The organism is Streptomyces hilarionis, assembly GCF_024539675.1.
GTDB classification, from domain to species: Bacteria; Actinomycetota; Actinomycetes; order Streptomycetales; family Streptomycetaceae; genus Streptomyces; species Streptomyces hilarionis.
On the sequence record NZ_JAHHIT010000037.1, the window covers coordinates 20,508 to 43,417 of the forward strand.

The 22,910-nt window shown below is 74.7% G+C and carries 22 protein-coding genes; 7 read left to right on the plus strand and 15 right to left on the minus strand.

The window, feature by feature from the left end; translation table 11 throughout:
- Positions 1 to 25 precede the first annotated feature (25 nt).
- Together KMS84_RS06240 and KMS84_RS06245 are read right to left on the minus strand one after the other, a co-directional pair.
- A complete protein-coding gene (locus tag KMS84_RS06240; RefSeq protein ID WP_256915047.1) occupies positions 26 to 2,368 on the minus strand; it encodes an FHA domain-containing protein in 2,343 nt (780 codons plus the stop codon).
- Between the two features lie 133 nt (positions 2,369 to 2,501).
- Positions 2,502 to 2,912 carry a hypothetical protein gene (locus tag KMS84_RS06245; protein WP_256915048.1) on the minus strand — a complete coding sequence of 137 codons (411 nt, stop codon included), beginning with the start codon at positions 2,910 to 2,912 and terminating at the stop codon, positions 2,502 to 2,504.
- 308 nt (positions 2,913 to 3,220) lie between these two features.
- On the opposite strand from KMS84_RS06245, the gene KMS84_RS06250 reads away from it, so the two are divergent.
- Positions 3,221 to 3,613 (plus strand): nuclear transport factor 2 family protein, encoded by a 393-nt coding sequence (locus tag KMS84_RS06250; protein ID WP_256915049.1) that lies wholly within the window; start codon positions 3,221 to 3,223, stop codon positions 3,611 to 3,613.
- A gap of 227 nt (positions 3,614 to 3,840) precedes the next feature.
- On the opposite strand, the gene mgrA is transcribed toward KMS84_RS06250, so the two are convergent.
- On the minus strand, positions 3,841 to 4,833 hold the full coding sequence (gene mgrA / locus KMS84_RS06255; RefSeq protein ID WP_285893208.1) for an L-glyceraldehyde 3-phosphate reductase: 993 nt from the start codon (positions 4,831 to 4,833) through the stop codon (positions 3,841 to 3,843).
- A gap of 138 nt (positions 4,834 to 4,971) precedes the next feature.
- On the opposite strand from mgrA, the gene KMS84_RS06260 reads away from it, so the two are divergent.
- The gene (locus KMS84_RS06260; protein WP_256915050.1) at positions 4,972 to 5,856 is read left to right on the plus strand and encodes a LysR family transcriptional regulator; all 885 of its coding nucleotides are present in this window, start codon (positions 4,972 to 4,974) and stop codon (positions 5,854 to 5,856) included.
- Between the two features lie 25 nt (positions 5,857 to 5,881).
- Entirely contained in the window at positions 5,882 to 6,397 is a 516-nt protein-coding gene (locus tag KMS84_RS06265; RefSeq protein WP_256915051.1) for a mycothiol transferase, read from the plus strand.
- On the opposite strand, the gene KMS84_RS06270 is transcribed toward KMS84_RS06265, so the two are convergent.
- From KMS84_RS06270 to KMS84_RS06290, 5 genes are all read right to left on the minus strand, one after another.
- Complete coding sequence (locus KMS84_RS06270; protein ID WP_256915052.1) at positions 6,379 to 7,449, minus strand: adenosine deaminase; 1,071 nt, start codon at positions 7,447 to 7,449, stop codon at positions 6,379 to 6,381. The genes KMS84_RS06265 and KMS84_RS06270 overlap by 19 nt on opposite strands.
- Before the next feature lie 37 nt (positions 7,450 to 7,486).
- Positions 7,487 to 7,882, minus strand: a complete 396-nt coding sequence (locus tag KMS84_RS06275; protein ID WP_256915053.1) for a VOC family protein — start codon at positions 7,880 to 7,882, stop codon at positions 7,487 to 7,489.
- 338 nt (positions 7,883 to 8,220) lie between these two features.
- Complete coding sequence (locus KMS84_RS06280; RefSeq protein ID WP_256915054.1) at positions 8,221 to 9,546, minus strand: aldehyde dehydrogenase family protein; 1,326 nt, start codon at positions 9,544 to 9,546, stop codon at positions 8,221 to 8,223.
- Positions 9,547 to 9,649: 103 nt separating this feature from the next.
- Positions 9,650 to 10,867, minus strand: coding sequence for an RNA polymerase sigma factor (locus tag KMS84_RS06285; protein ID WP_256915055.1), 1,218 nt, complete (start codon positions 10,865 to 10,867; stop codon positions 9,650 to 9,652).
- Between the two features lie 3 nt (positions 10,868 to 10,870).
- Positions 10,871 to 11,221 carry a YciI family protein gene (locus KMS84_RS06290; protein ID WP_256915056.1) on the minus strand — a complete coding sequence of 117 codons (351 nt, stop codon included), beginning with the start codon at positions 11,219 to 11,221 and terminating at the stop codon, positions 10,871 to 10,873.
- 110 nt (positions 11,222 to 11,331) lie between these two features.
- Between KMS84_RS06290 and KMS84_RS06295 the strand changes: the two genes are divergently transcribed.
- Positions 11,332 to 12,360 (plus strand): acyl-CoA dehydrogenase family protein, encoded by a 1,029-nt coding sequence (locus tag KMS84_RS06295; RefSeq protein ID WP_256915057.1) that lies wholly within the window; start codon positions 11,332 to 11,334, stop codon positions 12,358 to 12,360.
- 33 nt (positions 12,361 to 12,393) lie between these two features.
- Here the strand turns inward: KMS84_RS06295 and ssuE are convergent, their stop codons facing one another.
- From ssuE to KMS84_RS06315, 5 genes are all read right to left on the minus strand, one after another.
- Entirely contained in the window at positions 12,394 to 12,948 is a 555-nt protein-coding gene (gene ssuE, locus KMS84_RS06300) for an NADPH-dependent FMN reductase (RefSeq protein WP_256915058.1), read from the minus strand.
- Between the two features lie 321 nt (positions 12,949 to 13,269).
- Positions 13,270 to 13,353 carry a putative leader peptide gene (locus tag KMS84_RS41865; RefSeq protein WP_350710819.1) on the minus strand — a complete coding sequence of 28 codons (84 nt, stop codon included), beginning with the start codon at positions 13,351 to 13,353 and terminating at the stop codon, positions 13,270 to 13,272.
- Between the two features lie 145 nt (positions 13,354 to 13,498).
- Complete coding sequence (locus KMS84_RS06305; protein WP_176741484.1) at positions 13,499 to 13,666, minus strand: DUF8839 family protein; 168 nt, start codon at positions 13,664 to 13,666, stop codon at positions 13,499 to 13,501.
- Between the two features lie 74 nt (positions 13,667 to 13,740).
- Positions 13,741 to 15,870 (minus strand): MMPL family transporter, encoded by a 2,130-nt coding sequence (locus tag KMS84_RS06310; protein WP_256915059.1) that lies wholly within the window; start codon positions 15,868 to 15,870, stop codon positions 13,741 to 13,743.
- 297 nt (positions 15,871 to 16,167) lie between these two features.
- Entirely contained in the window at positions 16,168 to 16,674 is a 507-nt protein-coding gene (locus KMS84_RS06315) for a MarR family winged helix-turn-helix transcriptional regulator (RefSeq protein ID WP_438818904.1), read from the minus strand.
- A gap of 160 nt (positions 16,675 to 16,834) precedes the next feature.
- On the opposite strand from KMS84_RS06315, the gene KMS84_RS06320 reads away from it, so the two are divergent.
- Positions 16,835 to 18,358, plus strand: a complete 1,524-nt coding sequence (locus KMS84_RS06320) for an SDR family oxidoreductase (protein WP_256915060.1) — start codon at positions 16,835 to 16,837, stop codon at positions 18,356 to 18,358.
- 102 nt (positions 18,359 to 18,460) lie between these two features.
- A complete protein-coding gene (locus tag KMS84_RS06325; RefSeq protein WP_256915061.1) occupies positions 18,461 to 19,834 on the plus strand; it encodes a cryptochrome/photolyase family protein in 1,374 nt (457 codons plus the stop codon).
- 7 nt (positions 19,835 to 19,841) lie between these two features.
- On the opposite strand, the gene KMS84_RS06330 is transcribed toward KMS84_RS06325, so the two are convergent.
- Complete coding sequence (locus KMS84_RS06330) at positions 19,842 to 20,771, minus strand: LysR family transcriptional regulator (RefSeq protein ID WP_256915062.1); 930 nt, start codon at positions 20,769 to 20,771, stop codon at positions 19,842 to 19,844.
- A 157-nt stretch (positions 20,772 to 20,928) separates the two neighbouring features.
- On the opposite strand from KMS84_RS06330, the gene KMS84_RS06335 reads away from it, so the two are divergent.
- On the plus strand, positions 20,929 to 21,624 hold the full coding sequence (locus KMS84_RS06335) for a type 1 glutamine amidotransferase domain-containing protein (protein WP_256915063.1): 696 nt from the start codon (positions 20,929 to 20,931) through the stop codon (positions 21,622 to 21,624).
- A gap of 99 nt (positions 21,625 to 21,723) precedes the next feature.
- Here the strand turns inward: KMS84_RS06335 and KMS84_RS06340 are convergent, their stop codons facing one another.
- Positions 21,724 to 22,743, minus strand: a complete 1,020-nt coding sequence (locus tag KMS84_RS06340) for a MerR family transcriptional regulator (RefSeq protein ID WP_256915064.1) — start codon at positions 22,741 to 22,743, stop codon at positions 21,724 to 21,726.
- Positions 22,744 to 22,910 lie beyond the last annotated feature (167 nt).

Genomic DNA, 22,910 nt, shown 5'->3' on the forward strand with positions numbered 1-22,910 from the left:
GCAGCCCGGCCCGGAGCGCCGGGCGTCACCCGCGCATCACGGTCGGCTCGTGCCGGCGCAGGAGGCGCGAGACCGCGAACCCGAAGACGGCCGAGAGCACGACCAGCATCGCCGTGTCGAGCAGCCACACCCCGGCCGCGTGCTCGAACAACGGATCGGCGGTGACGTCACCGGGCACGAGCCGCGACAGTCCGACCGTGGCGGCCATCGCGCCCAGCGCCCACCGGGCGGGCGCCAGCCACGCGAACTGCTCCAGCCCGGGCACCGCGTCCAGTTTCAGCAGGGCCCCGCAGAAGACCACCTGGACCAGGGTGAGCAGCACGAGCAGCGGCATGGTCACCTCCTCCCTGCGGACCAGCGCGGACACCACCAGACCGAGCATCATCGCCGTGAAGGCCAGCAGCGCCACCGCCACGGCGATCTCCACCAGGGGCGACGGCGACAGCACGCCCCGGCCGCCGGGCGCGTGCAGGTCCACTCCGAGCAGGGCGACGAGCGTCAGCACCACCGCCTGCCCGACGGTGACCGTCCCCAGCACGACGATCTTGGACGCCAGATACGCCGATCGCGACAGGCCGACGGCGCGTTCCCGGCGGTAGATCGCCCGTTCCTTGACGAGTTCGCGCACGGCGTTGGCCGCCCCCGTGAGCACGCCGCCGACGCACAGGACGAGCAGGGCGTTCAGGGCCGTCTCCCGGGTCAGCTCGCTCCCCGCGAGGGCCCGGGCCATGGCTCCCATGACGAACGGCAGGACGACCATGATCGCGAGGAACGTGCGGTCGGCGGCCAGCGCGGCGGCGTAGCGCCGCACGAGGGTGGCGAGCTGCGCGACCCGGCCGCGGGGCCGCGGCGGCGGCAGCATGATCACCGGTCCGGAGCGGGGCAGCCGGGGCTGCTCACCGGCGTCGACCACGTACCGCCGCCGCAGCGGTGAGTCGCGGTACCGCCCCGCCCAGTCCCGGTCCCGGTCGTGCTCGAACGCCTCGAAGGCCTCGGGCCACTGGTCGAAGCCGAAGAAGGGCAGGGCCTCCCCGGGCGGCCCGTAGTAGGCGACCCGGCCGCCCGGTGCGAGCACCAGCAGCCGGTCGCAGACGTCGAGGCTGAGGACGCTGTGGGTGACGACGACGACCGTGCGGCCGTCGTCGGCGAGACCGCGCAGCATGTGCATCACCGAGCGGTCCATCCCGGGGTCGAGGCCGGAGGTGGGCTCGTCCAGGAAGAGCAGCGAGGGCCTGGTGAGCAGTTCCAGGGCCACGCTGACCCGTTTGCGCTGTCCGCCGGAGAGACTGTGCACGTGCTGGCCGGCGCGCTGTTCCAGGCCGAGCTCGCGGATGACCTCCTCGACCCGCGCGCGGCGCTCGGCCCTGCGGGTGTCCTGGGGGAAGCGCAGTTCGGCGGCGTAGCCGAGGGCCGCGCGCACGGTGAGCTGGACGTGCAGGATGTCGTCCTGGGGCACCAGTGCGATGCGCTGGCGCAGCTCGGCGTAGTCGCGGTAGAGGTCGCGGCCGTCGTAGACGACCGTGCCGTGGTCTGCGGGGCGCTGCCCGGTCAGGGCGCCGAGCAGGGTGGACTTGCCGGCGCCGCTGGGCCCGACGACGCCGAGCAGGCACTTGTGCCCCACCGGGAACGACACGTGGTCGAGGAGGACCCTGCGCCCGTGGTCGACGGCGACCGTGAGGTCCTGGACGTCGAGGGAGACCTCCCCGGTGTCGACGTACTCCTGGAGCTGGTCGCCGACCAGGCAGAACGCCGAGTGGCCGATGCCCACGACGTCGCCGGGCCCGACCGGGGCGCGGTCCACGGGCCGCCCGTTGAGATAGGTCCCGTTGTGGCTGTCCAGGTCGACGATCTCGTGGCCGCCGCCGGGCAGCTCGCGCAGGCAGGCGTGCCGGCGCGAGACCACGAGGTCGTCGACGACCAGGTCGTTGTCGGCGGCCCGGCCGATCCGCACCGGGTGCGACGGCAGCGTGCGAACGCCGGCGGGCCGGCGGAAGGCGCCGGTCGTCGCGGGCGCCGACACGCTCGACGGCCGCCGGGTCGCGGACGGGGGCGGGCAGGACAGGACGGCGCAGGGCCCGTCGGACGGGCTGCCGAAGCGGATGAGGCTGCCGGGGCCGACGCCCCACGCGTGGACGCGGCCGCCGTCGGCGTAGGTGCCGTTGGTGCTGTGCTGGTCCTCGACGGTCCAGCGGCCGCCCGCGCAGCGCAGCACGGCGTGCCGCCAGGAGACGCGGGCGTCGTCGATGACGACGTCGCTGAGCGGATCGCGCCCGACCCGGTAGTCGCGGCCCGGGACCAGCAGGGTGGAGCCCGTCTCGGTCGCCAGCACGAGTGCGGGCGCAGTCGCGGGGACCGGCCGCTCCACCATGCCGGAATTCTATCGATTCGCCCCTTCGGGCGTCGCGCCGACGGCCGAGCGGGGCGCAGGGCCCCGGGGTGCGGCCGTCGGGGTCGCGGCGGGCACGGGGCCGCGGGCCGGTGCGGCAGCCGCGCCGGGCCTCTCAGCCCACGGGGAGGACGAGGGCCGGCAGGGTGCGCTGCATGCGCAGCGCGTCGACGGACTCGGCGAGCAGTTCGTACTCGGTGGTGTCGTCGCTGACCGCGATGCGCACCAGTCGGCCGCCCGCCAGCTCGTCGGCCACCAGTTCCTGCCGGTCCAGGTCCGCGCACCAGGCCCGCAGCAGTGCGGGCACGTCGCGCACGGTGTCGGCGACCGGAACGAGGGCGCCCGCCGGGAAGTGCTCGCTCTCGGGCCGGGGGTCGAGCCGTTCGGCCATCCAGGAGGCCCGGTCCCGCAGCCACCACAGGGCGAGGGCCAGCGTCGGAGCCCGGTAGGTGCCGAGCGGTACGCCGATGCGCCGGCCGTCGCAGACGCCGTACGCGGTGACATGGCACAGGAATTCGTCGTGCACGTCCCTCTCCCCCGGTGCTCGTTTGCCGGCGGTGCCTCGCTTTCCGTGCGGCTCCTAGGAGTGAACTGCTCCCTGACGTTCGAGTATGTTCACTGCTGAAACACTGTCACCATGTCTTTTTGGCCAGTCTCTTGGCATATTCCGGCTCGCCCGTGGCCGGAATTCGGCTCAGGCCGGTGAGCGCCGTCATTACCCGTCGGGTAATCGACCCCGGCGGCGGACCCCGGCAGGCTGGGGTCACCGGATCGGCGAAGGCCCGCATCCGGCTTCCGACCAGTCACGACGACCTCGATGGAGGCTGATTCCCCATGTCCGCGAACACCGACCGTTACGAAAACGCCGTCGCCCGCTACTTCGAGGCCTGGAACGCACGGGGGTCCGAGGCATTGGCCAAGGCTGTGGACGCAGCGTGGGCACGCGACGGCCGGTACACCGACCCTCTCGCCGACGCCGCGGGCCACGAGCAGATCGTCGCCCTGATCGCGGCCGTGCAGTCCCAGTTCCCGGGCTTCTCGTTCCGCCCCACCGGCGCGGCCGACGGCCACCACGACACGGCCCGGTTCTCCTGGGAACTGGTCAGCGAGAAGGACGGTTCGGCGCCGGTGGCCGGATCCGACGTCATCACGCTGGACGCACGGGACCGGATCACCGCCGTCCTCGGATTCCTGGACCGTGTGCCCGCCGAAAACCGAGAAGCGTGAACGACGCATTCCTCCGCTCGCGGCGCTCAGCCCGAGGGATCACCGCGAGCGGAGGACATCGGGGCGGGGCATCGGTAAAAGACGTCCGTCGCCTCGGCGAAACCACGGGCGTCACACCGGCCACAACGGCGACGCGCGTCACAAGCGGAACACCGGATACCGAACGGAACACCGGATACCGAAATGCCGCCGCCCCGCGCGGAAATCCGGCGCACGGACGGAACGGCTCAGCCGTTGATGACCGCGTCGATCCGGGCCAGCTCCTCGTCCGCGAAGTCCAGCCGGTCCAGGGCGCCGACGCTGTCCTCGATCTGCCGGGCGCTGCTCGCGCCCACCAGCGCGGAGGTCACCCGGCCGCCGCGGAGCACCCAGGCCAGCGCGAGCTGGGCGAGGGACTGGCCGCGGGACTCGGCGATGCCGTTGAGGGCGCGCAGCTTGCCCACCAGCTCCTCGGTGACCGCCTCGGAGTTCAGGAACGGGCTGTCGCTCGCCGCCCGCGAGTCCTCCGGGATGCCGTTCAGGTAGCGGCCGGTCAGCAGGCCCTGCTCCAGCGGGGAGAACACGATCGAGCCGACCTCGAGCTCGTCCAGGGCGTCGAGCAGACCCTCGGACTCCGGACGGCGGTCCAGCATCGAGTAGCGGGGCTGGTGGATGAGCAGCGGGGTGCCCAGCTCGCCGAGGATGCGGGCCGCCTCCCGGGTCTGCTCCGCCGAGTAGTTGGAGACGCCGACGTAGAGCGCCTTGCCCTGCTGGACCGCGGAGTGCAGGGCGCCCATCGTCTCCTCCAGGGGAGTCTCCGGGTCGGGGCGGTGCGAGTAGAAGACGTCCACGTAGTCCAGCCCCATGCGCGTGAGGCTCTGGTCCAGCGAGGACAGCACGTACTTGCGCGAGCCCCACTCGCCGTACGGGCCGGGCCACATCAGGTAGCCGGCCTTCGTCGAGATGACCAGCTCGTCGCGGTACGCCCCGAAGTCGCTCTTCAGGAACCCGCCGAGCGCGGATTCGGCGGCTCCGGGCGGCGGGCCGTAGTTGTTGGCCAGGTCGAAGTGGGTGATGCCGAGATCGAAGGCGCGGCGCAGGATCGCCCGCTGAGTCTCCACCGGGCGGTCCGGGCCGAAGTTGTGCCACAGGCCGAGCGACAGCGCGGGAAGCTTCAGGCCGCTGCGTCCGGTGCGCCGGTAGGGCATGTCCGCGTAACGGTCGGGGTGTGCGGTGTACAACGCGACTCCAGGAGGGGTTGGCACGACGATCGGGTTCGGGAAGATCCTTTCCCCGAACTCTTCCCCACTCTGACTCCGCCCGCGGGCAGCGGTCCAACAGAAGAATCCGATGGAATTCAGCGGCTAGGCTTCTCAATCATGGAACTGCGCCACCTCCAGCACTTCGTCGCCGTCGCCGAGGACCGGCATTTCACCCGGGCCGCCGAACGCCTCATGGTCTCCCAGTCGGGGCTGTCGGCGTCGATCCGGGCGCTGGAGCGGGAGCTGCGCGCGCCCCTGTTCGTGCGGACCACCCGCAGGGTGACGCTGACGGAGGCGGGCCGCGCTCTGCTGGGGGAGGCGGAGCGCGTCCTGGCGCAGGTACGGGCCGCGCACGAGGCGGTGGCCGCCGTCCAGGGCGTGGTCCGCGGCACGCTCGCCGTGGGCGCCGAGCAGTGCGTCGCCGGGGTGCACGTGGCGGGGCTCCTCGCGGCGTTCCGCCGGCGCCATCCCGACGTGGAGATCCGGCTGCGCCAGACCGGCTCGGCCGCCCTGGGAGAGGAGGTCACGGCCGGCCGCCTCGACCTGGCGTTCGCCTACCGCACCCAGCCGGACAGCGATCAGCTGCGCTGCGTGCCGCTGGCCGCCGAGCCGATGTACGTCCTGTGCCACCCCGATCACCGGCTCGCCGGGGCGCCGGCCGCGGTGACGCCCCAGGACCTGGCGGGCGAGGCGTTCGTCGACTTCCACCCCGACTGGGGCCCGCGCCGCGCCACGGACGCCGCGTTCGCCGAGGCGGGCGTGCGGCGCACGGTCGCGCTGGAGGTCAACGACGTGCACGACCTGCTGGACCTGGTGGACGAGAACCTGGGCGTCGCGGTCGTGCCGCGCCACTTCCGGCACAAGCGGGAGGCTCTCACGGCCCTGGCCCTCGAGGGCACGGGCGAGGCGGCCTACGAGACGGTCGCCCTGCTGCCGCCCGCCCCCGCGACCAGCCCCGCGGCCAGGGCGCTGATGGGGCTGCTGGAAACGGGGGGCGGATGAGCGCGCCCTGGGCCATGGTGGACGTATGCATGCCAAGGACATCCTCATCGACGGGTTCGGCCGCGTCCGGGAAGAGGTCCACGCGGCCGTCGAGGGCCTGGAGCCCGAGGGCCTCGACGCCCGGCCCGCCGCCGGGGCCAACTCTCTCGCCTGGCTGGTGTGGCACCTCACCCGCGTCCAGGACGACCATGTCGCGGACGCCTTCGGGCTCGACCAGGTGTGGCGGGCCCAGGACTGGGAGAAGCGGTTCGGCCTGGACCTGCCGCCCGGGGACACCGGGTACGGCCACCGCCCCGCGCAGGTGGCGAAGGTGCGGGTCCGGGACGGCGCCTTGCTGACCGGGTACCACGACGCCGTGCACGCGCAGACCCTGACGGCGCTGCGCGCGCTCACCGCGGCGGACCTGGAGCGCGTCGTGGACGAACGCTGGGATCCGCCCGTCACGCTGGGCGTGCGGCTGGTCAGCGTCCTGTCCGACGATCTGCAGCACGTCGGACAGGCCGCCTATGTCCGCGGGCTCCTTCAGAGCGCGCCGGCGTAGCCCGGCAGGACGACGTCCTCGATGAGGGCCGTGCGCTCGTCGAACGGGATGAACGCGCTCTTGAGGGCGTTCACCGTGACGGTGCGCAGGTCCTCGACGCCCCAGCCCGCCTCCTCGACCAGCAGCGCCATCTCGCGGGTCATCGTGGTGCCGGAGACCAGACGGTTGTCCGTGTTGAGGGTGACGCGGAAGCCGAGGTCCCTCAGGGCGGTGATCGGGTGCTCCGCGATCGACGTGGCGGCGCCCGTCTGGAGGTTCGAGGTCGGGCACATCTCCAGCGCGATCCGGCGGTCGCGCACCCAGCCCGCGAGCCGGCCGAGCTTGCCGTCCACGATGTCGTCGGTGATGCGCACGCCGTGGCCGATGCGCTGGGCGCCGCAGACCTGGAGCGCCTGGTGGATGCTGGGCAGGCCGTGGGCCTCGCCCGCGTGGATGGTGAAGGGGACGTTCTCGCGGCGCAGGTGCTCGAAGGCGGCGAGGTGGTCGGCGGGCGGGAAGCCGTCCTCGGCGCCGGCGATGTCGAAGCCGACGACGCCCGCGTCACGGAAGGCCACCGCGAGGTCCGCCGCCTCGCGCACCCGGTCGAACATCCGCATGCCGCACAGGAGCGTGCCGACCCGCACCGGCGTCCCGGCCGCCGCCGCCTTCGCCATGCCGGCCGCGAGACCCTCCTGGACCGTCTCGACGACCTCGGGGAGCGTCAGTCCGCCGTTCACGTTCAGCTCGGGGGCGTAGCGCACCTCGCCGTACACCACGCCGTCCGCCGCCAGGTCGAGGACGTACTCCTCGGCGGTGCGCAGCAGGCCCTCACGGGTCTGCATGACGGCGAGGGTGTGCTCGAAGGTGGCTATGTAGCGCACCAGGTCGCCCGAGTTGGCGGCCTCGAAGTACCACGCGGCCAGCTCGTCGGGGTCGGTGGTGGGCAGGGTGTGGCCGACCGCCTCGGCCAGTTCCACGACGGTCGCGGGGCGCAGGCCGCCGTCGAGGTGGTCGTGCAGGACGGCCTTGGGGAGCCTGCGGATGGTGTCGGTGTCGATGCGGGGCGCGGTCATGTGCGTGTTCCTCGGCGAGTGGTTCGGCGGGCGGTGCTCAGGCGGTGACCGGCTGGAGCAGGTCCCAGCGGTTTCCGTACAGGTCCTGGAAGACGGCGACGGAGCCGTAGGGCTCGTGGCGGGGTTCCTCCAGGAAGGTCACTCCGGCGGCGCGCATGCGGGCGTGGTCGCCGGCGAAGTCCTCGGTGTGCAGGAAGAAGCCGACCCGGCCGCCGGTCTGGTCCCCGACCCGGGCGCGCTGGGCGTCGTCCTTGGCGCGGGCGAGCAGCAGCCCCACGCCGTCCTGGCGGTCCCCCGGGCGCACGACGACCCACCGGGCGCCGTCGGCGCGGGGCTCGTCCTCGACGAGCCGGAAGCCGAGCGCCCCGGTGTAGAAGCGGATCGCCTCGTCGTAGTCGTCGACGACGAGGGTGACCAGGGCGATGCGGCTCATCGGGACCTTTCACAGGCGGGCGCGGAGCGGTCCGGAGGGATTCTCCGGAAGGGGATTGACGGGTGAGGTTATACGTAAAACCTTCCGCGCGCCAGTCTCGCCCCGAGCGGCCCGTGACAGCGGGAGGTGCGCCGCGGCGGCGGTGTCGGCCGGCGTCGTCGAGGCAGCGGCCGCGGTCGCCGGAAACGCCGAGGGGGAAGCCGGCGCCGCCCGTCAGCCGCGTCGCGTCGAAACCGACGCGGCTGACGGGCGGACCGCCGAGGTTCCAGGTGTACGCGGGGGCCGCGGGGTCCGCGGGGTCCGCGGGGTGCGTTCCGGAGGGTCGTCCGGGCGGCCGTTCAGTGCAGCGGCTTCTCCAGCACCGCCTTGCGGTGGCTGAACGTCTCGATGGAGTAGCGCCCGTGGTAGCTGCCCATGCCGCTCTCGCCCACCCCGCCGAACGGCAGGTCGGAGACGGTGAGGTGGGCCAGCGGCAGACCGAGGCCGAGGCCGCCCGAGGAGGTCTCGGCGGCGATGCGGTCGCGGGTGTCGTCGGAGTCGGTGAAGACGTAGAGGGCGAGAGGCTTGTCGCGGTCGTTGACGAACCCGATCGCCTCGTCCAGGTCCTCGACGGTGACGATCGGCAGGATCGGGCCGAAGATCTCCTCCTGCATGACCGGCGACTTCGGGTCGACGTCGGCGAGCACCGTCGGCGCGATGTACTTGTCGGCGCGGTCGGCGCCGCCGCCCACCACGACCCGGCCGGAGGCGAGCAGGCCGCTGAGCCGGTCGAAGTGGCGCTCGTTGACGATGCGGCCGTATTCGACGGAGGTCTGCGGGTCGGCGCCGTACAGCGCCTCGACCGCGCTCTTCAGCAGGGGTTCGAGGGCGGCGGCCGTCCGCGGGTCGGTCAGGACGTAGTCGGGGGCGACGCAGGTCTGTCCGGCGTTGAGGAACTTGCCGCGGGCCAACCGGTCGGCGACGACGCCCAGATCGGCGTCGCGGTCGACGAAGGCCGGTGACTTGCCGCCGAGTTCGAGCGTGACCGGGGTGAGGTGCTCGGCGGCGGCGCGCAGGACCACGCGGCCGACGGCGCCGTTGCCGGTGTAGAAGATGTGGTCGAAGCGCTCGGCGAGCAGGGCGGTGGTCTCCGGGACGCCGCCCTCGACGACGGCGACCGCCTCGGTGTCGAGATGCGCGGGCAGCAGGCGGGCCAGGGCGGCCGAGGTGGCCGGCGCGAGTTCGCTGGGCTTGACGACCACCGCGTTGCCGGCGGCGAGAGCGCCGACCAGCGGGGCGAGCAGGAGCTGGGCGGGGTAGTTCCAGGGCGCGATGACCAGCACGACGCCGAGCGGCTCGACCAGCGTCCAGGCGCGGGCGTCGGCGCCGAGGTGGGCCGGGACCGGAGCGGCCTCGGGGCTCAGCCAGCCGTCCAGGTGCTCCAGGGTGTGGTCGATCTCGCGGACGGTGAAGTCGATCTCGGTGCGGTAGGCCTCGGTGGAGCTCTTGCCCAGGTCGGCGTGGAGCGCGGCGGCGAGTTCGGCGCCCTGGTCCGTGAGCAGGCCGCGCAGCCGGCGCAGCTGGTCCGTGCGCCAGGCGACGGGCTTGGTGCGGCCGGTGCGGAAGGCGGCGCGCAGTCGGGCGACGACGTCGGCGGGCTGTTCGGTGGTGGCTGCGGTGGTCACGGTGCCTCGCTGGGGGTGCGCGGGCCTGTCGGCCCTGGGTCGAGCGGGCCTTGCGGCCCTGTGGTGTCGGCGCGAGCGTCAGCTCGATGTATATGCCAACCTTTCATGCCCCGCGTGGCATTCCCGGACCGGCGGACAGTTCACCGCGTCGCTTTCGCAGGAAGGCGCGCTCCGCCGGGCTCTCGCTCAGCGCGAGGGCGGCGTCGTAGGCGTCCGCCGCCTCGGCGGTGCGGCCGAGGCGGCGCAGCAGGTCGGCGCGGACCGCGTGCCAGACGCGGTAGCCGTCGAGGTCCAGCGCGTCGACCAGGTCGAGGGCCGGGCGCGGGCCCTCGGTCTCGGCGACGGCGACCGCGCGGTTCAGCGCGACGACCGGACTCGGCGCGACGGCCATGAGCTGGTCGTACAACCGCAGCACCTGCCCCCAGTCGGTGGCCTCGGCGGTCGGGGCGTCGCTGTGGACCGCGTGCACGGCGGCCTGGATCTGATAGGGACCCGGCCGGCCGCGGCGCAGACAGCGGCGGACGAGCTCCTGCCCCTCGGCGATCAGGTCCCGGTCCCAGCGGCCCCGGTCCTGTGCGGGCAGCGGCACGAGCGTGCCGTCGGCGTCCTCGCGCGCGCCGCGACGCGACTCGACGAGCAGCATCAGCGCCAGCAGCCCGGTGGCCTCGGGCTCGTCCGGCATCAGCTCGGTCAGGAGCCGGCCCAGGCGGACGGCCTCCGCGCACAGTTCGGGGTCGCCCTCGCAGCCCTGGTTGAAGATGAGGTAGACGACGGCGAGCACGCCGGCGAGCCGGTCGGGCAGGTCGGCGTCGCGGGGCACCCGGTAGGGGATGCGGGCGTCGCGGATCTTCGCCTTCGCGCGCACCAGCCGCTGCGCCATCGTCGGCTCGGGGACGAGGAAGGCGCGGGCGATCTGCGCGGTGGTGAGACCGCCCAGCAGCCGCAGGGTCAGGGCGACCCGCGCCTGCGGCGCGAGCGCGGGGTGACAGCAGGTGAAGACCAGGCGGAGCCGGTCGTCGCGCACGGGTCCCTCCTCCGCGGGCCGGTCGGCGGCGTGCAGCAGGACGGCCTCGGCCTGGCGGGCGTCCCGGGTGGACTCCCGGCGCAACCGGTCCACGGCCCGGTTGCGGGCGGTGGTGATGATCCACCCCGCCGGGCCGGGCGGTACGCCGGTCCGCGGCCAGCGCCGCACGGCCGTGGCGAACGCCTCCTGGACCGCTTCCTCGGCGAGGTCGATGTCGCCGAGGAAGCGGACGAGGACGGCGACGGCCCGGCCGTACTCCGCACGGAAGACGGCCTCGACGTCCGGGGTGTCCGGCACGGCTCAGTGCGCGTCGGCGAACGGGCGCACCTCGATGGGCAGCGTGGTGGCGAGGGCCGCCTTGCGCCCCCATTCCAGGGCCTCGTCCAGGTCCGCCGCCTTGATCAGGCACAGGCCGCCGAGGTACTCCTTGCCCTCGGCGAACGGCCCGTCGGTGACGAGCACGTCGCCGTCCTTCGGCCGCAGCATCGTGGCCGTCTCCGGTCCGTGCAGCCCGCCGGCGAAGACCCAGGCGCCGGCGGCGCGCAGCTCGTCGTTGTAGGCCTGCACGCGGCGCATGATGCCGGCGAGCTCCTCGGCCGCGGGCGGCTCGCCGCCGGCGGGCTGGACCACGCTGAGCAGGTAGTGCGTCATGACGTCCTCCTGGGGTGTCGTGCCGTGTCGTGCCCTTGTCTCATCTCCTACACGAACGGCGCGGCCCCGGATCGACACCCCGCGCCGGAAACCGGGAAAGAATCCCGTCCATGACCGCACCGCACCCTCTGGTCGACCGCGCCCGGCGCCTCGCCGACGACCTCCTCGCCCCGCACGCCGAGCACGTCGACCAGGGGGAGGTGCCCGTCGCACACCTGGCCGAGATCAGGCGCTCGGGTCTGCTCGGGCTGAACGCCCCGAAGGAGTACGGCGGCGCGGCGGCGTCCCCGGCGGTGGTGCGGGAGACGGCCGAGATCCTGGCCGGGGCGTGCTGCTCGACCTGGTTCGTGCAGACGCAGCACCACACCCCGGTGCTGACGCTGGCCCGCGGCGAGGGACCGGTGCGCGAACGCCTGCTGGGCCGGCTGGCGAGCGGGGAACTGCTGTCCGGGGTGGCGTACGCGCATCTGCGGGCTCACCCGCGGACGCCGGTGCGGGCCTCCCGGGAGCGCGGCGGCTGGCGCTTCGACGGAAGCGTGCCCTGGTACACGGGGTGGGGCCTCAACGACGTCATGCTGCTGGCCGGCGTCACCGACGCGGACGAGGCCCTGTTCGCGTTCGCGCAGGCACGGCCGCAGCCGGGGCTGCGGCCGTCGGCCCCGATGCGTCTGGCCGCCCTCACCGCCGCCCGCACGGTCTCCCTGGAGCTGGACGGCCTGTGGCTGCCCGAGGAGGCGGTGGCGTTGCGCACCCCGTACGCGCGGTGGGCGCGGACGGACCGCGCGAGGACGGCGAACGTCGGCCCCGCGGTGTTCGGCCTCACCCGGAGCGCTCTCGGCCTGCTGGACGAGGACACGGCGGCTCCCTTCCGCGCCCGGCTGGACGCACTGCGCGGCGAGGCCTACGCCCTGGCCGACCACCCGGATCCCCACGAGCACGCCGCGCGACGGCAGGCCCTCAGGGCGCAGGCGCACGAGCTGATGCGGGCCGCGACCACGGCGGCGGTGGTGGCCGGCGGCGGTCGTTCGATGCTGGTGTCGCACCGGGCCCAACGTCTGGCGAGGGAGGCCCTGTTCCTGATGGTCCAGGGCCAGACCCAGGCCTCGCGCACCGCGCATCTCGCCGCGCTGACGGGGTGATCGCCCCGGCGGCGGGGCGGCGGGGCCGCGGGGTCAGCTCGCCGCGGCCAGGTGGGGCGTGCGTCCGAGCGCGGCCGAGAACTGGTCGACGACCTGCGCGAGGGCCTCGATGGCGGCGGGCGCGACGGTGACGGAGCCGTCCTCGTGGGCGGTGATGTCCTTGTCGAGGGTGAACCAGCCCTGCACGATGTGGGCCGCGCCCATGGAGTTCAGCACCGGGCGCAGGGCGTAGTCGATGGCCAGGACGTGGGCGGTGGAGCCGCCGGTGGCCAGGGGCAGGACCGTCTTGCCGGTGAGGGCGTACTGCGGGAGCAGGTCCAGGAGCGCCTTGAGGACGCCGGAGTAGGACGCCTTGTAGACCGGGGTGGCGACGACGACGCCGTCGGCGCGCGCGAACAGCTCGGCCGCCTCGACGATCGCCGGGTGCCGGAAGTCCGCGCCGAGCAGGGCCGCGGCGGGGATCGTGCGGACGTCGAGCGGGATCACCCGGTGTCCCTGGGCGGCGAGCCGTTCGTCGAGATGGCGCAGCAGACGGCCGGTGCGGGAGGAGGCGGAAGGGCTGCCGGAGACGGACAGGACGGTGGCCATGGGTCCTCTTTCGAAGGAGCCCGGGGGCGCCCCGGCATGACGGGGCGCCCCCGGGTGGGAGGGGGCGGGACTGCCGGGTGACTGCGTGCGGCCGGCCCGTGGGACGGGGGCCGGCTCGCCGATCCGGGCGGCGGAGCTCCCGGTGCGGACCGTTCTCGGGCTCGTGGTCGCGCGCGAGGGCACGGACGCCGCAGCCGGCGCCGACGTCGGCGGGCGACGGGGGCGACGGGCTCGGGCGGCCGTAGGCGGACACGGCGGACCGGAGAAGAGGCGGAGGCGGGAACCGGAGAGCGGGAGAAGCGCGGCGGATCGCGGGAGGGATCAGGCCGCGGCGCGACAGGAGGCGCTGGAGACGCGCGCGAGGTCGACATGGCGTCGCCGCGTGAGGTCCAGTCGCATCGTCATGTCCTTGATCGTGGCAGCCGCCTGCGACGGCAGTCAAGACGAACCCGACGGGTCTCGCATCGCGGACCAGGCGGTCCGGTGCAACGGGAGCCGGGCCCGCCCGCACACCCGTCGGGCGGGCCCGGCTTCTCCCGGGGAGGGGGCGTCAGTCCTCGTCGCCCAGGGGGACCACGACGAGGAAGGCATCCGACTTCAGGTCCATGACCACGGTCGCGGGCTCCCCCTCGGCTCGCCGCCGTGCCGCGTACTCCTCCGCCGGCCACGACCCTCGCGGGGATCCTGCGGGGAAACGCTCCAAGACCTTCGCGCTCATAGCGGCAGACACCTCCCGATGCGAAACGGACAACTCCTGCGCACTCCGGCTTCCCGGGATCGGCGCGAACATGTTCACCCGTGAGCCGACGGGGCGTCACCCGTCCTCTCCCGGTCGCGCCCGAGGCGTCCGGGCCACCAGGCGCGGGCGCCGATGTCGCGCACCAGCGCGGGCACCAGCAGCGAGCGCACCACGAGGGTGTCGAGCAGGACGCCGAAGGCGACGATGAAGGCGATCTGGGCGAGGAAGGCGAGCGGGATCACCCCGAGCGCGGCGAACGTGGCGGCGAGCACCACGCCCGCCGAGGTGATCACGCCGCCCGTGGTGACCAGCCCCCGCAGCACGCCCTCGCGGACGCCGTGCCGCAGGGACTCCTCGCGCACCCGGGACATGAGGAAGATGTTGTAGTCCACGCCCAGCGCCACCAGGAACACGAAGCCGTACAGCGGCACGGACGGGTCGGTGCCGCCGAAGCCGAACACGTGCCGGAACACCAGGGCGGAGACGCCCAGCGTGGCGAGGAAGTTCAGCGCCACCGTGGCCACCAGCAGCGCCGGCATCAGCAGCGAGCGCAGCAGGGCCGTCAGGATGAGGAAGATGATGGCGAGGACGACGGGGACGATGAGGGTGCGGTCGCGTTCGGCGGTGCGCAGGGTGTCGTAGCGCTGGGCCGTGTAGCCGCCGACGAGGGCGTCCGCGCCGGGGACCGCGTGCAGGGAGGCGCGCAGCCGTGCCACGGTGCGCAGGGCCGCGTCGCCGTCCGCGGCGGAGGTGAGGGTGACGTCGGCCCGCACCCGCCCGTCGACCACCAGCGGTTCGTCGCCGGGCCGGCCGGAGGCGGTGGCGCCGACGGCCGAGGCGACGCCCTCGGTCTTCCGGGCGGCGGCGAGGACCTCGTCCAGCCGGTCGGCGTCCGCGACCACCACGGTGGGGTTTCCGGAGCCGCCGGGAAAGTGCCGGCCCAGGGTCTGCTGCGCGGCGACGGAGGGCGCGTCGTTCACGAAGGTCTCGTCGAGGGGCACGCCGCGGGAGGCCAGCGTCGGGGCGAAGGCGGCCCCGGCGAGCAGGACGGCGAGCGTCACGGCCCACACCCGGCGCGGCGCGCGGTCGACGAGGCCCGCGACGCGCCGCCAGACGCCGCGGCCCGCGCCCGGCGCCGTGGTGCGGGCGGGCCAGTAGGCGGCCTTGCCGAGCAGGACGAGGACGGCGGGCAGGAAGGTCAGCGTGCTGAGCACGGCGCAGCCGATGCCGATCGCGCCGACCGGTCCGAGCGCGCGGTTGTTGGTGAGGTCGCTGAGCAGCAGGGCGAGCAGTCCGAGGGCGACGGTCGCCGCGCTGGCCACCACGGCGCCCCAGGACTGGCGCAGCGCGGCCGTCATGGCGGCGAACCGGTCCTCGCGCGTGGCGAGTTCCTCTCGGAAGCGGGCGGTGAGCAGCAGGGCGTAGTCGGTGGCCGCGCCGATCACGAGGATGGAGAGGATGCCCTGCACCTGGCCGTCGACGCGCACCACGTCGTGGTCGGCGAGCGCGTACACGACGGCGCAGGCGAGGCCGAGGGCGAAGACCGCGCCGAGGATGATCACCAGCGGGAGCAGCACGCTGCGGTACACGAGCAGCAGGATGACGAGGACGGTGGCCAGCGCGACGGCGAGCAGCAGTCCGTCGATGCCGGCGAAGGCGTCGGACAGGTCGGCCTGGGTCGCGGCCGGTCCGGCCAGCCGGACCGTGGTGCCGGGGACGCGCTCGGCGGCGGCGCGGATCCGGTCGAGGGTGGGGGCGAGGTCGTCCCCGAGGTCGGGGCGCAGGGGCACCACGCCCTCGATGGCCCGGCCGTCCTCGGACAGCAGCGCGGGCGACACCGCGCCGGAGGCGCCCCGGTCGTGGGCGAGCCCGGCCAGGGCCCGGTCGGCGTCCGCCAGCCGGTCCTCGATCGCGCTCCCGCCGGCCGCCGTCGCACCGGACCCGGCCTCACCGCCCGCCGTCCACAGGACGACGGCCGGCAGCGTCTCCTTCTGCCGGAAGGCGCGTTGCGCGGTGACGACCTCGGTCGACTCGGCGCTGCGCGGCAGGAAGGCGGCCTGGTCGTTGGTGGCGACCTCGCCCAGTCGCCCCGCGTAGGGGCCGAGGACGCCGCCGACGCCCAGCCACACGGCGACGAGGAGGACCGGGACGAGCCAGCGGGCGCGTCGGGGGGTGGCAGACATCGTTCTCGAGCTCCGGGAGGAAGGCGGGGCAGGGCAGGGAAAGCTCGACGACTGTGATGCTCGACGAAAAACAATCTCAATCATTGAGCAAGTCATCTGTCGAGTGATCCTAGACGTCGCCTGTCCTTCTGCCCTCGGCCGGTCCCCGGATGCACCCTCCACGCTCCGGTCCCGAAGAGATCCCCGGGCGGGCCGGACCCCGGCCGCCCCTCGCCGTCGGTCCCCCTCCCCCGCCCCGCTGCCGGGTACGCGACCGGGTCCGGGTCCGGATCCGACTCGGCTCCGGGAGGGGTCCGCTCAGCGCCCGGGCGCGGGAATCCCGGACAGTTCCTCGCCCATCGCGCCGAGGAAGCGCAGCACGACCGACAGCTCCTCCTCGGTGAAACGGGCGCGGGCGGCGCTGGTCGCCTGGGCCAGCGGGCGGAAGTAGTCGCGGGCGGCCGACCGGGCGTCGTCCGCGTAGTGCAGGTGGACCACCCTGCGGTCCGCGCTCTCCCGGACCCGGCGGATGTGCCCCGCGCGCTCCAGCCGGTCGACGCACGCGGTGACCGCGCCGGAGGTGAGCCCGAGGTGCTCGCGCAGCCGCCCCGGGGTCATCGGCCCGTCCGCGTCCAGGATGGCGGCGAGCGCCTGGACGTCCGTCGGGTGCAGCCCCTGGTCGCCCGCGAACCCGTGCACCAGGCGGTTGATCTCGCCGTTCATCCGCCGCAGCCGGACGGCGAAGGCATGCAGGTCGGTCGGCGCGCCGGAGGCCTCGGACCGCTCTTCCGGCACCCGCTCCGCACGCTCGTCAGCTGTGGCCACGAGGTCAGCGTAGTCGCCGCGCGCGATCACTCGTTCGTGCGCACAACCCCGGGGTGCATCCGCGCGCCGTCCCGGAGTGGAAGCGATGTGCAAAGGGACCGTCCGCCGGACGTCGCGGGACGGTCCCCAGGGGGCCGACCGAACGAAGGACGGAGGACCCATGACCTCAGCGGGCCGCGACGACGGATCGCTCTGCCTGGTGACCGGCGCCACGGGATACGTCGGCGGCCGGCTCGTGCCCGAGCTGCTGGCCGCGGGGCACCGGGTGCGCTGTCTGGCCCGCGCGCCCGAGCGCCTGCGCGACCACCCCTGGGCCGGCGACGTCGAGGCGGTGCGCGGCGACGTCACGGACGCCGCGTCGGTAGCGTCGGCCCTGGAGGGCGTCGAGGTCGCCTACTACCTGGTCCACGCGCTCGCCACGGGCGACGACTTCGAGGAGACCGACCGGCGCGCCGCCCGGATCTTCGGGGAGCAGTGCCGGGCCGCGGGCGTGCGCCGCATCGTCTACCTCGGCGGGCTCACCCCGGCCGACGTGCCCGAACGGGAGCTGTCGCCGCACCTGCGCTCACGTGCCGAGGTGGGCCGGATCCTGCTGGACTCGGGCGTCCCGGCCGCCGTGCTGCGGGCCGCTGTGGTGATCGGCTCCGGGTCCGTCTCCTTCGAGATGCTGCGCTATCTGACCGAACGGCTGCCGGTGATGGTCACCCCGAGCTGGGTGCGCACCCGGATCCAGCCCGTGGCCGTGCGCGACGTGCTGCGCGCCCTGGTCGGCTGTGCCCGGCTCCCGGAGGACGTCAACCGCACCTTCGACATCGGCGGCCCGGACGTCCTGACGTACCGCGAGATGATGCTCCGCTACGCGGAGATCGCCGAGCTTCCGCGCCGGCTGATCGTGTCCCTGCCGATGCTCACCCCCGGCCTGTCGAGCCACTGGGTCGGTCTTGTCACCCCCGTGCCCGCCTCGATCGCCCGGCCGCTGACCGAGTCGCTGCGGCACGAGGTGGTGTGCCACGAGCACGACATCGCCCGCCATGTGCCGGACCCGCCGGGCCATCCCCTCGGGTTCGACGAGGCGGTCCGGCTCGCCCTGCGCAAGGTGCGCGGGGCGCAGGTGGCCACCCGCTGGTCCTCGGCCTCCGTCCCGGGCGCCCCGAGCGACCCGCTGCCCACCGACCCCGGCTGGGCCGGCGGCAGCCTCTACACCGACGTCCGCGACCTCGCCGTCGACGCGCCGCCCGCGTCGCTGTGGCGGGTGATCGAGGGCATCGGCGGCGACAACGGCTGGTACTCCTTCCCGCTCGCCTGGGCCGTGCGCGGCCGGCTCGACCGGCTGGCCGGCGGGGTGGGACTGCGCCGCGGCCGCCGGGACGCGGCCCGGCTGCGGGTGGGCGACTCGCTGGACTTCTGGCGGGTCGAGGAGATCGAACCCGGACGCCTGCTGCGGCTGCGGGCCGAGATGCGGCTGCCGGGCCTGGCCTGGCTGGAAATGCGGGCCGAGCCGGAGGCGGGCGGCCGGGCCCGCTTCCACCAGCGCGCGGTGTTCCACCCCCACGGCCTGCTGGGCCACGCCTACTGGTGGAGTGTGGCGCCCTTCCACGCGCTCGTGTTCGGCGGCATGGCCCGCAACATCGCGCAGGCGGCGGTGGCGGACGCCGCGGCCCGGGCCCGGGAACCGGCCCGCTGACGGCCGCGGCGGGGAGCGGGCGGGCCGGGCCCCGGCCGCATCCGCCGGGCCCCGCCGACCGGAAGCGATGCACGCAACGATCCCCTCCCCCGGAGCCGCTTCATGAACGTCTCGCTGGTCCTGTTCACCGCCGACCTGCGCCTGCACGACCACCCGCCGCTGCGCGCGGCCCTCGACGGCGCCCGGCAGGTGGTCCCGCTGTTCGTGCGCGACCGGGCCGTCGACCGGGCCGGTTTCGCCGCCCCGAACCGAGTGGCGTTCCTCGCCGACTGTCTGCGCGACCTCGACGCGGGACTGCGCGAACGCGGCGGCCGGCTCGTCGTGCGCTCGGGCGAACTGGTGGAGCAGGTGTGCCGGGTGGCGGCCGAGGCGGAGGCGGACGAGGTCCATCTGGCGGCGGACGTGAGCGCCCACGCGCGGCGGCGCGAGGAGGACCTGCGGCGGGCCCTGGAGGCCGAGGGCGTGCGGCTGCACGTCCACGACGAGGTGACGACCGCCGTGAGTCCGGGCGAGCTCGCCCCGGCCTCCTCGGACCACTTCGCCGTGTTCACCCCGTACTTCGGGCACTGGTCGCGGGCACGGCTGCGCGAGCCGCTCGACGCGCCCCGCAGCGTGCCCGTCCCGGAGGGGGTCGGCTCCGAGGAACTGCCGGACCGCAAGGACCTGGCGGGGCTCTCGCCGGGGCTGGCGACGGGCGGCGAGCAGGAGGGCCGCCGGCGGTTCGCCTCGTGGCTGCGGTCGGGCGTCGGCGGCTACGAGGACGGCCACGACGACCTGGCGGGCGACGTCACCTCCCGGCTGTCGCCCCATCTGCACTTCGGCACCCTGTCCGCGGGGGAGCTCGTCCACCGCACGCGTGAGGTGGGCGGCCCGGGCGCCGAGGCGTTCGTCCGGCAGCTCGCCTGGCGCGACTTCCACCGCCAGGTGCTCGCGGCGCGACCGGGGGTCGCGTCCGCCGACTACCGCACCAAGCACGACCGCTGGCGCTCGGAGCGCACGGCCCGCGCCGACGTCGAGGCGTGGCGGGAGGGCCGCACCGGCTATCCGCTGGTCGACGCGGCGATGCGGCAGCTGCGCCACGAGGGGTGGATGCACAACCGCGGCCGGCTGCTGACCGCCAGCTTCCTCGCCAAGACGCTGTACGTCGACTGGCGCGTCGGCGCCCGGCACTTCCTGGACCTGCTCGTCGACGGGGACGTGGCCAACAACCAGCTCAACTGGCAGTGGGTGGCGGGCACGGGCACCGATTCGCGGCCCAACCGGGTCCTCAACCCCGTCACCCAGGCGAAGCGGTTCGACCCCGACGGGGCGTACGTGCGGCGCTGGCTGCCGGAACTGGCGGACCTGACGGCGCCCGCGGTGCACGAGCCGTGGAAGCTGACCGGCACGGACCGCGCGGCGCTCGACTACCCGGACCCGGTCGTGACGCTCTCCGAGGGCCTGGCCCGGTTCAAGCGGGCCAGGGAACGTCCCTGAGCGTCCCTCACCACCGCGGGGCCGCGTCCAGCAGCACCTCGCGCACCGCGACCACGTCCCGGTTCGCCGCGGCGCCGGGCCGCTGGACCAGGTACGCCGTGTTGATCGGCGGGTCCGGCGGCTCGTGCAGCGGGACGAGGGAGCCGCGGGCCAGTTCGGCGAGGCAGAGGTAGCGGGGCAGCACCGTGACGCCCGCCCCGGCGACGGTCGCGGCCAGCACCCCGCGCAGATCGGGCACGGTCACCGCCGCCGAGCCCGACAGACGCCGGCCGAAGACGTGCCGCCAGTAGCGGCGGGCGATGGGCAGGTCCTCGGCGTACGTGATCAGGGGGACGCCGGCCAGGGCGGCCGGGCCCTCGGCGGCCAGCGGCCCCCGGAGCCGCTCGGCCCACTCCGGGGCGGCGACGAGGACGAACTCCTCGTCGGTCAGCGGGACCGCGTCCAGGGTGCGGCCGCGGGGGCGGGTGGTGGCGACGACCAGGTCGTGCCGTCCCGCGCGCAGCTCCTCCAGCAACGCGTCGGTCAGGCCCGTCGCGACGCGCAGCCGCACACCCTGGGCCACCAGCGGCGCGAGGGCGGGGAGCGCACGCGTGCAGAGCAGTTCGGCCGGTCCGGCCAGGTGCACCGGGTCGGCCGGCCCGGCCCGGCCCGCAGCAGGGTCCGGGTCGGCCACCACCGCCAGCTCGTCGAGCGGCGCGGACACGCGGGCCGCCAGCTCGTCGGCGACGGCGGTGGGCGAGACGCCGCGCGGGAGCCGCTCGAACAGCTCGCGTCCGGTCTGCCGCTCCAGCGCCCGCATCTGCGTCGTCACGGTCGGCTGGGACAGCCGCAGCAACTGCGCCGCGCCGGTGAACGAGCCGGAGCGGTACACGGCGAGGAAGGTGCGCAGCAGGTTCAGGTCCAGGGGGCCGGCGGTACGGCTGTCGGGGTGTTCCACCGCGCCAGTATTCCTCCGCCGCCCATAGGATCTTCGATGGCGGGCATCCACTTCCTCATTGGATCCCTATGCGGCGAGCGCCTAGGTTCGCTCACGCACCCATGCGTCGGCGGTCCGCGGAGCGGAGCGTCGGCGCCGACCCCCTCGGAGATCACTCATGTCCAAGATTCTTTTCGTGCTGACCGGCGCCGACCACTGGACGCTCGCCGACGGCACGCAGCACCCCACGGGCTTCTGGGCGGAGGAGGCCGTCGCCCCCTACGAGGCGTTCCGGGCGGCGGGCCACGAGGTCGTCGTCGCCACGCCGGGCGGCGTCGTGCCGACCGTGGACAAGGGCAGCCTGGCCGCGGAGGTCAACGGCGGGCAGGAGGGCGCCGACCGGATCGCCTCCGTCCTCGCCGGCATGACGGAGCTTCAGCGGCCGCTGCGGCTGGAGGACGTCGACCTCGGCGACTACGCCGCCGTCTTCTACCCGGGCGGCCACGGCCCGATGGAGGACCTGGCCGTCGACGCCGTGTCCGGTCGCCTCCTGGTCGACGCCCTGGCCTCGGGCAGGCCCCTGGGCGTCGTCTGCCACGGCCCCGCGGCCCTGCTCGCCGCGGTCGCCGAGGACGGCGTCAACGCCTTCGCCGGCTACCGGATCGCCGCGTTCACCAACGCCGAGGAGCACCAGGCCGGCCTGGGCGACAAGGCGAAGTGGCTGCTCCAGGACCGGCTCACCGAGGCGGGCGTCGACGTGCGGGTCGGCGAGCCCTGGGCGCCGCACGTGGTGGTCGACCGCAACCTCGTCACCGGCCAGAACCCCGCCTCCTCGGCCCCGCTCGCGGACGAACTGCTGAAGAAGCTGCGCTGAACCGACGCGCCCGCGGCCCCCGGCCCGGCGGTCAGCGCGCGCCGGCCGCCCGCCGGCCCGGACACGGGCCCCGGCGGGCCGCTCGCGCGCCCGCGTGCCTCACGCCGGACCGTGTCCGTGGACGCCGGCCAGCAGCGTGAGCGCGTCGCTCAGGCCCGTGGGCCGGGGCAGCCCCGGGGCGGGGCGCCCGGCCCAGCCGGCGCCGCCGAGCACCACCGTCGGCGCCCGTCGGGCCCCGGTGACCCCCCAGCGGGTGTCCGCGAGGTGCCGGGCCAGGGGCAGGCTGGCGGTGGAGCGCGTCTGCGCCCACAGCACCACGGCGGCCGGGCCCAGCCGGCGTACGGCCGCGGTCAGCGCCTCGACGGGCACGGCCGCCCCGAACATCCGCGCCGGGACGCCGAGTTCGAGGAGTCCGGCATGGAGCGCCTCCAGCGGCAGACTGTGCTGCTCGCCCGGCACGCAGGCCAGCAGCACCGGTCCGGGGGCGCCCTCCTGGCCGCCCGTCACGACGGCGCGGGGCGCACGGCGCAGGGCGGTGGACACCTGCCAGGACAGCAGGTGCTCCACCTCGACGTACCGGTCGCCGGACGACGCCCATTTGCGGCCCACGGCGTGCAGGGTCGGGACCATCACCTCCTGCCAGGCGACGGCGAGCCCGTGCCGTGCCACGGCCGCCTCCAGCCGCTCCGCCACGGCCGGCGCGTCGAGCCGCACGGCGGCCCGGGCCAGGCCCCGGCACTCCTGACGGACGTCGCCGCCGCCGAGCACGGCGGCGGCCGGCGCATCCGCCTCTTCGACGACGCCCGCCACCCGTTCGACGTCGCCCGCCGTCCGCTCGGCCACCGCGGCCGCGGGCGCGGCGGACGGCCGGAGCACCGCGTCCTTCGCCGCGCGGGCCGCGTCGGCGGGCGGCACGCCGGAGGACGTGAGGCGGCACATCGCCTCCAGCACGGCCACATCGCTCGGCCGCCAGCGCCGGTGCCGGCCGTCCGCGCGCACGGCGGGCCCGATGCCGTAGCGCCGGTCCCACGAACGCAGGGTGGTGGGCGCCACGCCGAGCCGGTGGGCCAGCGCCCCGGTGGTCAGACCGGCGTCGTCCGGACTCGGCAACTCGCTCATGGCCCCACGATACGACGCAGAAGCGACGCACGACGAGCGAGCCGGCGGACCGTTCGGCGTGAGCGGCACGCCCGACCGCCGGGGGGGGCGGCGGGCCCGGTCTGCGAGGGCGGATCAGAAGCTGCGAACTCTACACATAAAGGATTAATAAGAGCAGAATGAACACG

Bases quoted from the DNA above. Each gene is read 5' to 3' on its own strand.
- KMS84_RS06240 (WP_256915047.1), bottom strand. From the start codon at position 2,368: ATGGTGGAGCGGCCGGTCCCCGCGACTGCGCCCGCACTCGTGCTGGCG.
- KMS84_RS06250 (WP_256915049.1), top strand. From the start codon at position 3,221: ATGTCCGCGAACACCGACCGTTACGAAAACGCCGTCGCCCGCTACTTC.
- KMS84_RS06260 (WP_256915050.1), top strand. From the start codon at position 4,972: ATGGAACTGCGCCACCTCCAGCACTTCGTCGCCGTCGCCGAGGACCGG.
- KMS84_RS06265 (WP_256915051.1), top strand. From the start codon at position 5,882: ATGCATGCCAAGGACATCCTCATCGACGGGTTCGGCCGCGTCCGGGAA.
- KMS84_RS06270 (WP_256915052.1), bottom strand. From the start codon at position 7,449: ATGACCGCGCCCCGCATCGACACCGACACCATCCGCAGGCTCCCCAAG.
- KMS84_RS06275 (WP_256915053.1), bottom strand. From the start codon at position 7,882: ATGAGCCGCATCGCCCTGGTCACCCTCGTCGTCGACGACTACGACGAG.
- KMS84_RS06290 (WP_256915056.1), bottom strand. From the start codon at position 11,221: ATGACGCACTACCTGCTCAGCGTGGTCCAGCCCGCCGGCGGCGAGCCG.
- KMS84_RS06295 (WP_256915057.1), top strand. From the start codon at position 11,332: ATGACCGCACCGCACCCTCTGGTCGACCGCGCCCGGCGCCTCGCCGAC.
- ssuE (WP_256915058.1), bottom strand. From the start codon at position 12,948: ATGGCCACCGTCCTGTCCGTCTCCGGCAGCCCTTCCGCCTCCTCCCGC.
- KMS84_RS41865 (WP_350710819.1), bottom strand. From the start codon at position 13,353: ATGACGATGCGACTGGACCTCACGCGGCGACGCCATGTCGACCTCGCG.
- KMS84_RS06305 (WP_176741484.1), bottom strand. From the start codon at position 13,666: ATGAGCGCGAAGGTCTTGGAGCGTTTCCCCGCAGGATCCCCGCGAGGG.
- KMS84_RS06310 (WP_256915059.1), bottom strand. From the start codon at position 15,870: ATGTCTGCCACCCCCCGACGCGCCCGCTGGCTCGTCCCGGTCCTCCTC.
- KMS84_RS06320 (WP_256915060.1), top strand. From the start codon at position 16,835: ATGACCTCAGCGGGCCGCGACGACGGATCGCTCTGCCTGGTGACCGGC.
- KMS84_RS06325 (WP_256915061.1), top strand. From the start codon at position 18,461: ATGAACGTCTCGCTGGTCCTGTTCACCGCCGACCTGCGCCTGCACGAC.
- KMS84_RS06335 (WP_256915063.1), top strand. From the start codon at position 20,929: ATGTCCAAGATTCTTTTCGTGCTGACCGGCGCCGACCACTGGACGCTC.
- KMS84_RS06340 (WP_256915064.1), bottom strand. From the start codon at position 22,743: ATGAGCGAGTTGCCGAGTCCGGACGACGCCGGTCTGACCACCGGGGCG.